The organism is Botrimarina hoheduenensis (assembly GCF_007859815.1).
Taxonomy (GTDB): Bacteria; Planctomycetota; Planctomycetia; order Pirellulales; family Lacipirellulaceae; genus Botrimarina; species Botrimarina hoheduenensis.
This window is the reverse complement of sequence record NZ_SJPH01000002.1, coordinates 33,323-47,813: the sequence shown is the minus strand read 5'-3', so window position 1 is coordinate 47,813 and position 14,491 is coordinate 33,323. Positions and strand designations below refer to the sequence as shown.

The 14,491-nt window shown below is 59.8% G+C and carries 14 protein-coding genes; 3 read left to right on the top strand and 11 right to left on the bottom strand.

All coding sequences use genetic code 11. The features are described 5' to 3' along the window. Together Pla111_RS17400 and Pla111_RS04035 are read left to right on the top strand one after the other, a co-directional pair. On the top strand, positions 1–286 hold a 286-nt coding region (locus Pla111_RS17400), incomplete at its 5' end, for a hypothetical protein (RefSeq protein WP_231930709.1). After that, positions 256–1,923, top strand: coding sequence for a hypothetical protein (locus Pla111_RS04035; RefSeq protein WP_146571668.1), 1,668 nt, complete (start codon positions 256–258; stop codon positions 1,921–1,923). The genes Pla111_RS17400 and Pla111_RS04035, both read left to right, overlap by 31 nt. Positions 1,924–2,659: 736 nt before the next feature. Here Pla111_RS04035 and Pla111_RS04030 read toward each other — a convergent pair. From Pla111_RS04030 to Pla111_RS17145, 4 genes are all read right to left on the bottom strand, one after another. Next, the gene (locus tag Pla111_RS04030) at positions 2,660–2,917 is read right to left on the bottom strand and encodes a hypothetical protein (RefSeq protein WP_146571667.1); all 258 of its coding nucleotides are present in this window, start codon (positions 2,915–2,917) and stop codon (positions 2,660–2,662) included. 829 nt (positions 2,918–3,746) lie between these two features. Then, positions 3,747–4,721 (bottom strand): ParB N-terminal domain-containing protein, encoded by a 975-nt coding sequence (locus Pla111_RS04025; protein ID WP_146571665.1) that lies wholly within the window; start codon positions 4,719–4,721, stop codon positions 3,747–3,749. Between the two features lie 374 nt (positions 4,722–5,095). Further along, positions 5,096–5,500 carry an Imm39 family immunity protein gene (locus Pla111_RS04020; protein WP_146571663.1) on the bottom strand — a complete coding sequence of 135 codons (405 nt, stop codon included), beginning with the start codon at positions 5,498–5,500 and terminating at the stop codon, positions 5,096–5,098. Between the two features lie 7 nt (positions 5,501–5,507). Then, complete coding sequence (locus Pla111_RS17145; RefSeq protein ID WP_197524739.1) at positions 5,508–5,939, bottom strand: hypothetical protein; 432 nt, start codon at positions 5,937–5,939, stop codon at positions 5,508–5,510. Between the two features lie 7 nt (positions 5,940–5,946). Between Pla111_RS17145 and Pla111_RS17140 the strand changes: the two genes are divergently transcribed. Then, positions 5,947–6,204, top strand: a complete 258-nt coding sequence (locus tag Pla111_RS17140; protein WP_197524738.1) for a hypothetical protein — start codon at positions 5,947–5,949, stop codon at positions 6,202–6,204. A gap of 81 nt (positions 6,205–6,285) precedes the next feature. Here the strand turns inward: Pla111_RS17140 and Pla111_RS04010 are convergent, their stop codons facing one another. The 7 genes from Pla111_RS04010 to Pla111_RS03980 are packed head-to-tail and all read right to left on the bottom strand — an operon-like array spanning position 6,286 to position 14,424. Further along, entirely contained in the window at positions 6,286–7,650 is a 1,365-nt protein-coding gene (locus tag Pla111_RS04010) for a DUF4832 domain-containing protein (RefSeq protein WP_146571659.1), read from the bottom strand. Continuing rightward, positions 7,647–8,858 (bottom strand): hypothetical protein, encoded by a 1,212-nt coding sequence (locus Pla111_RS04005; RefSeq protein WP_146571657.1) that lies wholly within the window; start codon positions 8,856–8,858, stop codon positions 7,647–7,649. The genes Pla111_RS04010 and Pla111_RS04005 overlap by 4 nt, the downstream gene beginning before the upstream one ends. A 25-nt stretch (positions 8,859–8,883) precedes the next feature. Further along, entirely contained in the window at positions 8,884–9,546 is a 663-nt protein-coding gene (locus Pla111_RS04000; RefSeq protein WP_146571655.1) for a 3-keto-disaccharide hydrolase, read from the bottom strand. Between the two features lie 10 nt (positions 9,547–9,556). After that, positions 9,557–10,642: a formylglycine-generating enzyme family protein gene (locus Pla111_RS03995; protein WP_146571653.1), complete on the bottom strand. Its 1,086-nt coding sequence runs from the start codon at positions 10,640–10,642 to the stop codon at positions 9,557–9,559. Beyond that, complete coding sequence (locus tag Pla111_RS03990) at positions 10,642–11,940, bottom strand: Gfo/Idh/MocA family protein (RefSeq protein ID WP_146571651.1); 1,299 nt, start codon at positions 11,938–11,940, stop codon at positions 10,642–10,644. Before Pla111_RS03990 ends, Pla111_RS03995 begins: the two co-directional genes overlap by 1 nt. Before the next feature lie 52 nt (positions 11,941–11,992). Further along, positions 11,993–12,889, bottom strand: coding sequence for a sugar phosphate isomerase/epimerase family protein (locus Pla111_RS03985; protein ID WP_197524737.1), 897 nt, complete (start codon positions 12,887–12,889; stop codon positions 11,993–11,995). 5 nt (positions 12,890–12,894) lie between these two features. Continuing rightward, the gene (locus Pla111_RS03980) at positions 12,895–14,424 is read right to left on the bottom strand and encodes a spherulation-specific family 4 protein (RefSeq protein ID WP_197524736.1); all 1,530 of its coding nucleotides are present in this window, start codon (positions 14,422–14,424) and stop codon (positions 12,895–12,897) included. Between the last annotated feature and the right edge of the window lie 67 nt (positions 14,425–14,491).

Here is a 14,491-nt window from a genome sequence, read left to right as displayed (position 1 = left end):
GGTGGGGGGCTCCGTGTTCTTCCGTGATGGCACACGGGTTACCGGAGCGATCGACCTCCGCGCGAAGGTCAGCGGGCAGGTGAATTTTTCGCAGGCGACGGTCAACGCGGGGGAGTCGGGCCAAGCCGTCGATCTGGATGCGGCGGAGGTGGGGGGGGCGTGTTCCTTCGCGATGGTACTGTTTTCCGGGGCCGTATCTCCGCGCTGTTCGCAAGAATCGGGGTCGGGGTCTTCACGCAGGCGATTGGTACGTCGATGCCGCCGAAGAATCCTGGCGACCGGCTAAGTCTTGCCTGGACCGTGCTGGGCGATCTTGACCTGAGCGACGCGCGCGTCGCGGGGCCGGTGCAGCTGTGCGGAGTGAGCCTCGTCGGAGAGCTGCTCGCGCGCCACGCGACGATCGAAGGCGACCTTGACCTGTCGGGCGGCGTTGCCGGCGGTGGGAGTGCCACGCAGCGGGCGGACATTTTGAAAACGGTCATGCCCGAGGATCGTCTCTTGCCCCGCGCCCAATGGACCGATGTGCACCGCCGCCACGAGCCGAGCCCGCGCTCCGCACAGCGGCAAGCCCGTCAGCGCGATCTCGATCTGCGGCACGCGACCATCAAGGGGCATCTGGGGCTGCATGGCCAGTGGGTCCTGGGGACCGTCGACTTGGAAGACGCTCACATCGGCGGGGAAGCGAACTTCTCACGCGGCAAGGTGCGGGGCAACCTCATGCTGCGCTCGGCTACGGTCGTCGGTCGCGTTTTTGGCAACGAGACCGACGCCGCCGGGCCGTACCCGCAGGTGTCAGGGGCCATCGACGCCCGCTTCGCGAAGCTCTCGGAAGTGGACCTCTGCTTCTCGTCCCCTCAGCAGGCGGCGGACGGGTCGCCGACCGAAGTGCTGCTGAGCGGTGCCAAGGCGGAGCTAATCCGCTTTCGGGGGGGACCCGTCACCCGCGAGGCTGGGCGAGAAGCAGACAACCGGCGTTCGCCGCTCGACCTGCACAACCTTGAGTTCAAGGAGATCGACGCCGACAGCTACCAGTCGAGCCAGCAACCACCGCCGCTCTCGCGCTGGGACCTAGCCCGTGCCGGGTTGTGGATAATGCTGACCGCGATCGCCCTGTACCTGTGCCGGCCGCGGGGCGACGAGGGCCCCTACGTTCCGGTTGTGGTGGGCTCGCTCTATGCGATTAGTGCGATCTGGGCGTGGTGCGCGGCCAAGCTGCGACAGCGCGGCAAGGTTTCGAACCTGCGGGGCCTGTTGTCAGACGCGCGGTTCAGCCCGGCGTTCTACGCGGCCGTGGAGCGCTGGTTGCGGCAGGCGGGCCGCGATGTGCCGGCCGACCACGTGTTTCTCGACCGCCGGCGCCGCGAGACGGTGCATCAACCGGTTATCAGGGTGAACGAAGACGGGACCGTCGAGCGGGGTGCGCGCGAGTTCAGCCGCGTGCAGCAGGCGTATCGCCGTTGGGGGCTCGACTTCTGTTTGGGCTACGGCGTGCGGCCTGCGCGCCCTTTGCACGTGTTCTTGCTGCTGTTTCTGATCAACTGGGGCATGTTCCTCGATGGGGAGTCGGTATCGCGCTCGACCGCGCTGGTGTTGCCCCCCGTGTATCTCCCGCGAACGATCGAGGCGTTTGAAAATAAGACGGTCAAGTGGCCGGAGCTCAGCGACAGCTTGAGCCCCCCGACCCCGGCAGAATGGACCGCCACCGCCGCGGGGTTTATCGCGCTGCGGTTGCAGCTGCCGGTGATCGACCTCGTCGCCGAAGGCGAATGGAATCCGTCCGGCAAGCCGATCGCTTTCACTTGGCCGGTCAGCTGCAGGGGCTTGAAGTACGAGGACTACGCCGCCTTGATGCAGGTGACCAACCTCGTGCTGTTGCCACTAATCATCGCGGGAGCGACGGGCTTCCTGAAGCAAAAGTCCTGACCACGCTCGCTACCGATCGCCAAGCAGCGCGAGTCAGCAAGAGCCTGCCGCGCCCTCGTCTGTCGATTTTAAAGCCGAGGATTGCCGGAGCGCTACGCCAGGCGCTGCACCGCCTGCACGCAGAGGGCTGCACGCCACGGCAGGGTTTGGCCGAAACCCCAAGAAATGCACAGTCAAGCAGCCCGCTGCAACTCCTTGCAGCCGGCCTAGTGGGCGATACTGGACTCGAACCAGTGACCTCTGCGGTGTGAATCCGGCCAAGACGTGGCGTCTGAGCGACGTTTTCCTCTACGTTCCACGAGACTCTACGCGATCGCTGCCGAATTGCAAGGCATTGCGATCGAGCGCGTTATTCTTCGAGTTCTGGCGGTATGTTGCCGGGGTTTTTGAGTAAATACTCGATAACTCCGCGCGCTTGGCATGTTGCCTGTTTCACTCCGATCGAGCGCGTACCTGATCCGCACCAAGCAATCAACCGGCGCCATCTCCGCCGGCCACTCGGGCATCTCCGGCGCCGGGATCTTGTTGCCACGTGACATAGGGAGCCTCCGGGGTTGAAGAGGGTGGGGTCATTCAAGCTACAGCCTAATGCACTTCCGAGGGTGTTAAGCAGATTACTGTCGTAATACACGCTAAGAGACTTTCACCCGAAAAAACCAGAGCGTCTTGCATGCCCCAGAGAGTGGGATTCTACAAAGCGCCAAGACATCCACGCCTAAATCAGCATGCAGAAGCCTCAGAGGAAATAGAATCCTTCAAGAGGCGGAGGAATATCTTGCCGCTCCGCCGAGGGGTTTTCACCGATCCACACCCGCTGGCCAACGCGGATCGTCTCGATCCGCTGCTCGCGAACCATCGGCGCCGCCGGCGCCGAGAGTGACACCCGCGTCGCGCGGGCCTGCACAGGCTCGAGAGCCGGCGCCGTGACGCTTAAACCACGCCAGAGGCACGCAACGCCGGATAAGAGCAGCAAGATCGAGATGGCTGGTCGCATGATCGGGGTCCTAAAGACAAGCCGCGGAGCGAGCCCTAACGTGTGCGTCTACGCATAGCGAGTGATGCAGAGGCTCAGGCCAAGTTCGCCTAGCAATCCGGTCAAATTACTGGGAAACCAAAACTGCTCAACTGAGGCAGCGCACTCACCGGGCTGTGAATACATAAAATCGACGCCAATCGACTCGACATCTTCACAGTTTCGTAGCTCGACTATTGCCATCCGGTAGTCTTCTAGGAACCTCACCGCGCCAGCAATTTGACTCTCCAGATCTCCAGAGCTGACTTCGCAAACAAGTCCGCTCGTCCGTGATGGACTGCAACGAGATGGACGTGTCTCCCCCTTCTTGAACACGGAAGGTCTTGGCAAAGACCACTCCGCTAGGAACTGATTCGCGTCGAAGTCGTCGCCCATCGCCCGAAAGACGCATATGTCTTGAGATTCGGGCATCCAATCCACCTCTTCGCTTCTAAAAAGAGTGGACTCACATAATACACGAAACAAGTACAAAACGGCGGCACAATTTATATCATGTGGGGTGGCGAGTGTTTCTAAGCTCCTCCAGCAGGTCCGCGTAGAACACCTTGGGGTTGCGCCGAGCCCGTTCGCATTTTAGCTTCGCGATCCTGCTATCGTACAGTTCGCACTCTTGGTCCTTAAAGTAAGCGTGTCGCTCCTCGTTTAGCTCTCCGATAAGTGTGGGCAGATTGTGGAGGAACTCTACCTCAGCGAACGCCCAGTCAAAGTCCCTATGCTCAATGGCCTGGCGAAGTACCAAAAGACCGTTCCGCAGAAGCTCGATGTATATGCGATCCCTATCTATCATTTGCTACCTGTCGTATACTATTACTGGTAGATCTTTGACCCCATTAAGCTTTGCGTTCTCTATCCGTGTTACTCCATCGACAATCTCGAGTTCGCCATTAGGCAATCTTTCTACAATAGCTGGCGTGTATTCGTTGACGTCGAACTTACCCTGTTTTGCAAGCTTATCAGGATCCGCTAAGGGTCGGGAAGGCGGGTATCGTAGGCGTGACAGGTTTACGGACTGCGGCTTAGCACACGCATTATGGACGAGGAGTCCGCTTTCACCAACACGGTAGACGTGCTCGAGTTGGACTTCGAGGTTGTAGACGCTCTCGGGGGGTCCGCGTGGTGAGAGGCTCGCGACGCGGGCCAGGCCGCCGGTGGTGCGGACGTGGTCGCCCGGGCGGAGCGTATCGACCCGGACGAAGTCGCGTGTCTCCTCGCACCAGACGGGGTGGTTGCCCGTTACGCCAATCGGCTCGGAAGCGCCCTCGATCGATAGGTCGAACGTCCGGGCCGACTGATGATGGAACGTCGCCGTGACGACTCGCCCGGGGCCTTCGGCGATCTGCGGGCAGGGCTCAATCGCCAGGACACTGGCGAGCCCCTCGATGCCGCACTCAGGAACCTCGATATCGACTCGGCCGCCGACCTGCACGTCACGCTCGGTGAGCCATGCTGAGGGGCGGAGCATCTGCACGCTGGCGATCGTGCCGTCCCGCTTCGGGCAGCGGAGCGTCATCTTCCGCCACTGCGACGGATCGGCGATATCGACGCCTAGCCGGTGGTCCCGCTCCGCCGAGGGGTTTTCACCGATCCACACCCGCTGGCCAACGCGGATCGTCTCGATCCGCTGCTCTCTGACCTCAGGCACGGAGAACGACACTTGCGTCGCGCGGGCCTGCACAGGCTCATGAGCCGGCGCCGTGACGCTTAAACCACGCCAGAGGCACGCAACGCCGGCGAAGAGTAGGAAGATCGTGAGGGCGGGTCGCATGATGGGGACCCTAACGCAAGTAGACAGCGGGGTGGGGTGGTGTTCACCGCTTAGCTCGTAGGATGGGTGAACCTGTCGGTGGCAAGCCCACCAGGGAAAACAGCATCTCGCCGACAGAACCACCCATCCTACGGGCTGGCTTGCTATGCTCCGACGCATCGCCGACGCCCTCCATCGGGAACTGGTTGTGCAGTTCGTACCGACCAAGCACGCGGGGTGACAGCCGCGTTACCTCCAACACTCACTACCCCACTGAACCGGGGGTGGGGATGAACCGACCGGTGATGAGCAGGCCCGGTCAATGGGGTATGTAAGGCCCTATCGGCAGGGAGCGGGTTGTGATTCGGATGGGGTGACGGGGTGCAGGCTGCGTCCTATCCCACGTATGCTTTAAGTCGTGATTCTAACGCTGCGTACTCAAGGTTGAACTTCCGGCCAGCGTGAACGAGAGCCTTCAACGCAGCAATCTCGAAAGCCTTTGCTAATTCTCCACGGTCGCAAGACCGTAACTCGTTCGTGTCGAGTTCAATTGCGAGCGGCAGGTCGCCGTATTCTTTGTTGATCCGTTCGTAGTGCGGTTCATCCTCGTTCTTGAGGCCGTAGCGTAGCGAGATCGTCACCCACTCGAACGGGGCACCATTCAGATAGCCACTGTCGATCATCACCGCTTCCAGGTCGTCACGAACAGCCGTCATCACTTGCAGACTGAATCCTGGGATCCTCGCGGTGGTCATCGCCGCACCAAGAATCCCCAATTTGCGGTTGTGCTTCTTCGGCATCTATCACTCAACGGTTGGTCTTGTTGCCGGGCAGGGTGTCTTCCCCAAACATGCGGCGAAAGCGTTCGATCAGGTTGGTCTCGTACTCGCGTGCAGAACGCTTGTCGGGGAAGGTCTTGCGAATCTGAGATTCGTAGGCGTCTCCCGTCTCGCGTTGCAGTGCTCGGGCCTGCTGCTCGCCGCGAATAGAAGCCCCGTCGCGGACTCTCGTTCCCTGGGCACTCTCGCCGATCTTGTGAGTCCCGTTAGGACCCTTGATCCGGTAAACGTGCGTCTCGCCGACGTACTCAAGTGAGTTCTTGTGTACTGGTGCGTCTAGCCTTGCGGCGCTCTCCAACACGCCATCGCTCTTGCGTCCCAGGGTAAAGACTATCCCCAGCCCCGACAATGCCGTGCCCGCGAGCTTGTCGCCGGGGATAACGCCGACGACTGCGATCACCCGCTCGGTGGTACCGACCGAGCCGCTGAAGAAGGCGAAGCGTCGCGAGAAGAAGCCGGGCCGAAAGGCGGGCGAGGCGTACGGCGAGCACCGGCGTCGCGAAGAACCGCCCGAGGAGCCCGACGAAGTCCAACGGGCCGCCCTGCCCGAGTGCTGCCCGCACTGCGACAGCAAGCGGCTCGAAGCGACCAAGACCGGCTCGCAGACGCAGGTCGAACTGCCCACCGAGCTTGAACTTGTGGGTAATAGGGAGGTTTGCGGATGAACACTCTCACAAGCTGCATTCAAGTGACTTCCAAGATGCCTGATCTTCAATCAAAACCTGAACATGCTGGAAGGCAGCAGTTCATTTGGATGCCGCTCTGGACGGCGACGCCAGCTGCGACCTAATGGTGATATCCACGTCAAGCCTGATCGATCCATCGGAAGTAGGCTTCTCAACCTGATTGGCGAGCCGCAGGGCGTAACGCCTGTCATCTCTTAGTCTTAGACTAGGGTCGGGCAGCCAGAGTCTGGCGGCGTAATCACCGGCCGGCATGTTTGCAGGGATTACAGTCTGAATCGGCCAATCAACCTCCACCCCCGGGTACACATCGCGGAGATCGACATCGAGCGTAGAGCGATGCTTGACCTTACCAGAACAATCGACGAGTAGGAGTTCCACGGGCCTGTTGTGGAGGGGGGCCGCAAAGCCGTCGTTGTGGACAGTGAGCTTTCCGCGGAGCGCACCGCCTGCCGGCACATCTTTATTCAGCCTCAGCCTGCCGAGCCTCAACCGATACCCAAGCCGCAGTCTAACCTCTTCTAGAAAGCCGCTGCTTTGCCACTTCGCGATAACGCGACGATGGTAAGCCAGATTTAGGAAGGACCAGTGCATGCGCGCCATTTCATCCCGAGCGAAGTTGGTGTCGGTGCGGGGGCCTTCGCGGCAGGTTTCCCCGCCGACGGGCACGAATTGTGAGTCGATGGCGACGTAGGTCCTGTCGATCTCAAGTTTAGCAGTTCGATAGGTCCCCGTATCGGTGCTGTCCGCCAGGAAGCAGTCGTTATGGTGACCGATGCGAGCTGCGAGCGAGCCTCGGTCGATCAATTCGCCAGACAGAGGCTTGGTTGATCCAACAAGGTACATCTTCTGCGCGGGAGTGCGAACCTGGATCGTCCGGTCAGGTGGGATCGCCTTGAGCAGAGCCGTGGCGATGGCTCGCATAGCGTCGGGCGTAGTCAGTTGGTTCGTTGAAGCATGCCACTCTCCCCATGCGCCGATGAAGCCTGCCTGAACGGTAAGGATTAGATCCGAGTTTGCTTGCAAAACAGGCTTCAGCTGCTCAATATGACCCAGCACGATGTTCAGGGGAGCATCGGGTTCTCCTATCTGCGAGCTATACGCGAAGCGCAGGATCACCTTCATGCCCCCCTCACGGATTGTGTCGAAGTCGGCCTCGATCAAGTCGAGTTGTTGCCGGTCGAGGGGGCGGTCGCGATAGCCTTTTAAGTAGTACAGTCGCTGAACGAGCGTGATGCCATCGTCGGTCAACCGACGCAGTTGTACTGACTCGAGCGGGCGCTGATGGCGGTCGTCCAGTTCTACATAGAGGCCACGCTCGGGATTTGCTAGACGCTCTTTGGATGGCTGGTAAGTTTTATCAGACCAGCCGGTCGCGGCTAGCACCTGGGCGAAAGCAAGCAGCGAGAGCGTAGCTTGTATTGTCATAAACGCACATAGACGCGATTCACATCCATCCACCAGCAAATAAGGTACAGCACCATGCCGGTCGCCAGATTACCGAGCATTGGTGCGTAAGTCTCGCCCAAGATTTCGAATGATTTTGCCCCCATGTGTGTTGTGAGATTTGCGAGCACCCAGCCGGCTAGAGTCCAAGTCATAACGTACATCGCCAACGGATTACGTCCGACGACTTCCGCCGGCATGAACCAACGACGCCAGCCCGCCAGATCGCTCATCGCGTGGAGCGTTCCCAATATCATCAGGCAAAAGCCGCCGCTGACGAGCACGAACGCCGGGGTCCAGAGCTTCTTGACTAGTGGGCAAGCCCCCGCGAGGTCGAGGGAGAGTCCCGCCGCAAGCAGTAGCGCACCGATTTGCACAAACCACCCCGTCGTATTATCTGTCGTCTCGTTCTCGCGAAGCCTTTGGCCAGCAAGGACGCCTAGCAGCATCGTCGCGATCGAGGGGACAAAGTTTAGGGTGTAGTAGCCGCCGGAATTGATCGTAAACGTGTCGGTCCTCGGGGGAAGGTTAAGCAGCCACTGATCAAAGAGCCGTGCCGGGCCGACACTCTCATTCCAGTGAGACCAGAAACCTTCGAAGTGCCTAACAGCGCCGGCAGGAAGTGGGGCGGCGATCGGCCAAAGGGCGTAAACAGCCCACCAAAAGCCAAGCAGCGTAATAAACACGATCCGCTGGAAGCGCGGCGTACGACGCGCCAGCCAAAATAGCGGTAGATAACCGAGCCCGATCTGCGAGACAACATCTTCCAGCGTCCATACGGTCGCCGACTCTCCGACCGACCGTAGGAACACTCCGAGCAGCACCAGCAGCAGCGCTCGAGTCGCTGCGTGCTTCCAAAGCCGGAACTCAGAAACTCCTCTAAGCTGCCGCGATGCGACCGAGTAGGGCAACGAGACGCCAACCATGAACATGAACGAGGGTTGGATCAGGTCCCAAGCGGTTAGCCCACGCCAAGCCGTATGCTCCACTTGAGCAGTCAGCGGGGTCAGCCAGGGATACTTTTCGGCGAGCGGAAGCTCCCAGCCCCAGTTGGGGACGGTGAACGCCAGAAGCAGCATGGTCAGGCCACGGTACACGTCCAACGCAGCGAGCCGACGCGCCTTGGATGCCGATTCTTGTCCGGCCTTGCTCGGCGCCGAATCCGTGTCAACGGATCTATAGCTGGGCATATCCTTTGGCCGGCGAAGCGGGCCTTTAGTCCAGAGGCGTAACGGTAATACTGCGGAAGAACACGCGGTCGGCGTGACCAAGAAAGCCGATCTTTCCCGACTTCCGCTCGAGTCCGGGGTGTGGTTTGCCATCAGCGGTTACCCCTGACGGCGCCACAGTACGCAGATCGATATCGACAATCGTTGAGCCGTTGAGAACCACTGCAATCTGAGGGCCGTCACAGCGGATCGTCTGGACGTTCCACTGACCAACCGGTTTAAGCGCGCCGCGAATTGCAGGCGCAACGCCGTAGATCGAACCGTGGTACTGATAGGGCTCGAGCTTTGAGTAAGACGGGTCCGTGTCGTCGAGGATCTGCGACTCCATGGCTACGTAAGCCGGATCGCCATCGCCTGAGGCCCGCAAAGCTACTCCGTTGTTGGCGCCTGCAGTGAGGCGAAACTCAAAGGTGAGCGCGAAGTCAGAATACTGGCCGCTCGTGTAGATGCGTGCATATTGTCCGGGGATCAAAGCGAGCGATCCTTCGACGACTTCCCAGCCCTCAAGATCGCCTTGCCAACCCTGCAGAGTCTTGCCGTCGAACAAGGGGATCGGTTGTTCGGCGATAGCCCCGCAAGACACCGCTGAAGCGTACAACACAAACGCTACGATGCTAGGCGAGGCCTTCAGCCGTGTTGAAAGGTGCATGGTCTGGTAGCTATTTATTAAATTGTCGGATCGCGTTCGGAAGATCACGATCGACTAGGCCGCGTTCGCCACGGCCTTCTTCGTCAATGCGAAAGTCGGCGACTTTCTGAATCTGTTGAATGTCGGCGTTCCAGTAAGCGCTTCGACGCTCAAGCGTAGGCGTCCTATAGGGTCTTACGATGCGAAAACCGACATCCTGAGCGTCGTCGTAAGCGAACCACCACGGGCTCTTCGGCACGTTCGGGTCGTATTCCCGCCAAGTATCGTCGTTGGACGGTCGCCGGGCTGTTGCGACCGCCTCGTGGAGAGGCAAGAATGCCGAGCCGCCCTTCAAGACACGCGGATACAGCTTTGTGGGCCAGCGAACAGGAGGCTCACCGCCCGGCCCGTCAGGGTCGGTCAGTGCGCCTTCGTAGGCGTCGAGGGTCCATTCGCTCGCATTGCCGAGGGTGTCGTAGAGACCCCAGGCGTTCGGTATCTTCTCCGCGACCGGTTGCGTCGCCCAGTCCGAGTTATCCTCGTGCCACGAGGTCTCGTTTGCGCCGATCGTTTCCGCATCGCCGGCTAGGGTCGCGTGAATCCACTCGGCTTCGCTCGGCAGGCGATAGAACTGACCGGTAATCAGACTCAGCCATTTGGTGTACTGTTTCGCCGCATACTGGGTCATCGACACGGCCGGAAGCCGCGGGTCATCACCCGAGTCGAATGTGAAGCCCGGGTCGTAGATCTTGGACGGCGCGGTGACGGCGTCGACGCGATTGGCGTCTGTAACTGTTCGAAAACCGACGTCGTTGAACCGTTCAAAGACCGCACAGAGGTTCATATACTGGCGGTATTCGGCCCACGTCACCTCGGTGCGACCGATCCAGTACGGATCGAGTTCGTAGGTCTCACCATCTAACGTGACTTGACCGCCAGGTACTGGTTCCATCCAGAACTTTACCTCGCTTCCCGGGATCGTGACCTGATAGCCGACGAGGTAGGTCTCATCGACTTTCACAAATCGGCCCGTGTCAGGTTGTTCAGTCGTAACCCCTGGATCGGCGAAACTCTGAGTGGCGGTGAGCAGCGAAACAATCAGACAGATCGAACGCATCAAGCGGTCACCTCCACGCCGGGGATAGCTACCGGTGGTTCGGGCACGTCGGTCCAGGCGTACACGTCCGGACCGAGTGATCGTTCGTCGGCGATCGCGTCCTCCCACCGCAGCGTCTGCCCGCTGTAAGCCGCCATCCGACCGAGATGGGCTATCCGTGTGCTGTTGACCATATATTGACCGTCATTGATCGGCGTGCCTGAGCGGATCGAAGCAAAGAACTCTACTTGCTCGTTCAAGTACATGCTTGGTTTCTCGCCTTCGTATCGCCACTCCGTCTTGCCGTTGGGACGAATCCGATGGGCGAGCACTTCTGCTTTTCCTTTCGTGCCATGCACCGTCTCATCGACGTTCGTTGTGCAGCCATCCTGTTGCCGGCAAGTGAAGTAGACGCTCGGGCCCGCTTCGTACTCGTAGAATACCGTGAAGTGATCCCATACGTGGCCGTACTTCGGGTCAGTCCGCTGTTGCCGACCCCCCATCGCCATTGCCTTGGTCGGGCTGGCGTCGCCAAGAAGCCATGCGGTCTTATCGAGCGAATGAATCGCTTGCTCGGCAATGATGTCGCCTGATAGCCAAGTGTAGTAAAGCCAATTGCGTAGCTGGTACTCCATCCGACTCCACTCGGGCTTGTCACCTCGGTGCCACAACGTGCCCGAATTATAATTCGACTCGATCGCTACGATGTCGCCGATCGCTCCGTCCTGGATGCGGCGCATTGTTTCGCGGACACCAAGATCGTATCGCCAGCAAAGGCCAGAAACGATCGATAGCCGTTTCTCGGACGCCATCTGACAGGCCGCTGCAATGCGCTCAGCGCCGGGCATATCGACCGAGATGGGCTTCTCGACAAACACATGCTTCCCTGCATCAACCGCATACGCGAGATGCTGTGGGCGAAAGTGGGGCGGGGTCGCTAGCAACACGACATCGACTCCCGAGTCGATTACCTTCTTGAATGCGTCGAAGCCATCAAAGATGTGATCGTCATCAACCAGAACCCGGTCTGCGATGGCGTCATCAAACTCGATAGCCGCCAGACCTGACTTGGCCCGATCGAGGAAGGCGTCGCCAACTGCAACAAGCTTCGTGCTTTTGTCAGCAGTCAAGGCATCGATTGCCGCTCCACGGCCCCGACCCCCGCATCCGACCAAGCCTACCCTGAGTGTCTCGTCGACACCGCTGTGAGCGCTGTAGGACAACGGGCTGGCGGACAGCGCGGCGAGGGTCGACCCGGCTGCCACCGAGCGCTTTAGAAAGCGACGACGATCCACTTGAATAGAGTTTTCGCTAGGCATGATATTCCGATCCTGTATAAGTAAACTGTGGCTTCTCGCACACAGCGCGCCTTTAACCGTACAACGCGTTAGTCATCCGTTGGTGGATATCTGCCAATCGATCTCGTCCGCCACCGGTGACCTCCGCTGTGCACCAGCCGCTGTATCCGATCTCGGCAAGCGCTGTGCGGACGGCGGGCCAATCGACATCGCCTTCACCGATCTTGCAGAAACCTTTCGCTGCTCCCCAATCCTTTACGTCGAGCTTTACGATTCGGGGGCCGAGCGTACGAACCCAGTCTTCGGTCGGCCCGAACTTGCGACAGTTGCCAAGGTCGAGGTAGGCGCCAACCCAGGGGCTCCCGATCGCGTCGAGGTAGTCGCGGTAGGTCTCAGGTGTTTCGCAGAAGCCGTTCCAAACGTTTTCAATAAGCACGCGGACGCCGTGCGTTGAACATAGCGGAAGCACCTTGCGGATCTCGGCGAGGGAGCGAGACCACACCTGATCATGTGTTGCCTCGGGACCAACGACGCCCGGGACGAGCAGTACCGTGTGCCCTCTCAATGCGGCGCAGTCGCGTATCGCCTGTTCGAGGATCGCCCGACCTTGGTCCCTGACCGCCACTTCTGGCGAAGAGAGGCGCAGCTGCCAGTGCCTTTCGTTCACAAGGCCATGAACTGGAAGGCCGGTTTCCGTCGATGCGGAGAGGAGTTCGTTGGTCGAAGGCTGGCCGGGACTGATTAACTCCATGCCGTCGTAGCCGAGTTCACGACACAGTCGGAACCGATTGAGCGGCGGGCCGTCGATCTCGATCATGCCCCACTTTACGGCGAAGCGAAATCGACACAGGTTGTCGTTATCGGTAGAGACGGACGATGGTTTGCTCGCGTGAGCCATGCTGGCTAGCGCTGCTCCCGCCGCCGACGCCGCCAGCGAGGCGCCAAAACGACGCCTGGAGAGGGACATCATAGAACTCATTCCTGCCTCCGATGCGGAGCGACTGTGATAGCCGTCAATATGGCGACGAGGAGGCTGCCGAGAGACGGTTCGGGAATTGTCGCTCCGCCAGCAAGCATGGCCGCGTCTCTCCACACGGTGTAGTCGGCGGCGTCGATGACGCCATCGTCGTTGCCGTCTGCTGCCAAGTTTGGTCCGCCGAAGTTTGCTTTCCAAACCTCATAGTCATCTGTATCGACATCGCCATCGCCATCGTAGTCGCCGGCAACGGGCGGAGTCCCTATCTTGTAGCGATAGAATCCCCCTGCGAGCCCGTCTACAGCGCGGCTTGGCAAGTAGTCGTTGCCAGCCGAACTTGTTGTCTCGACAAAGAAGTTGAGGACGTCGGGACTGCCGAGGTCAGAGAGCAAGATAGCCCACTCGATATCGGACGGCGTTGAGTCGTCGGTAGACAAATCGGCAAGGAAGCTCCAGGAGAATACGTCCTGTGTGAGGCCCTGAAATGCGAACAAGCGATCGGACAGAATAAGGTAGTCGGCGCCGAGAGCGAATTGTTCGGATCCGCCCAGATACCCGGTGCCGCGCTGGCCATCGACATCAATCAGTAGCCGATGTCCGTTGCCTAAGGGCGTCGTCGACCCATCGAGTGTTAGTCGCACAAACAACTCGTCAGGGTCGTTAGCAAGCGTCACCTCGACAATGTCGAGCGAAGAGGACGTAGTGTCATCGACATCGGGCGAGTAGGCGCTCAGACCGCTCCAATCGGATCGACTAGAATCGATCATTATCGCCCCTTCGGCAACCGGGTTGCTGAGCTGCTCAAGAGACCCGAACACTTGGTTGTTTACAGACTCTACTTTGGCCACAAACGCGTCCCAGTAGGTCGGTAACCGATCCCATGGATTCGGGAGTTCATCATCCGTGAAGTAGACGCCACCCACATTCCGCGCCACCGCAAGATCAACATAGTCCGTCGCGGTCGAACTAGAGCCAAGGGTATGTAGCAAGTGAACGAACCGCGAAGCGTCGTAGTTTGCGGTCCAACTCGGCGGAGACTGTGTCGGATAGGTCGCGCCGAAGTTCTCCCAGATCATCAGCCGGTCCGCAGCCGGACGTGTCAAGTAATTCTCGACAGTCGTCGTGCCGGGGTTCCCCATGACTTCCCAAGCAGGGTCGATCGATTTCACATACTGGTAGATAGCGTTGTAGTAATCGAGGACGGCCGGGTCCGAGCTATTGGAGAACTCGTCTACGAAGATACCGTCAACGGGATACCACTGTGCGTATCGGTCGATGTCGGCGAGCACGACGTTCAACGGGCGCGCTCCGTACTGGCTGTAGACATAGCCAATCAGGTTACCCCCGGCGCTGGTGAACGAGTTTGTGGCGCTACCGTAGTCGGAGTTGAAGCTGTTGCCGGGCCCGTTGAAGGGGTTCATGATCGCGGTAATGGGGACCGCCGCCGCAGCGGTGTCGAGCCGGTCCCAATCGCTGCCCGACGACGATGGGTAGAAGTAAGCCGGAACAACAATCTCGAGTCCGGTCACCTCGCCTACCGACGCGGCAGCCAGTAGTAAGCCGGCTGTCCGCGTCAGCAGGCAAGCAAAACGTCCC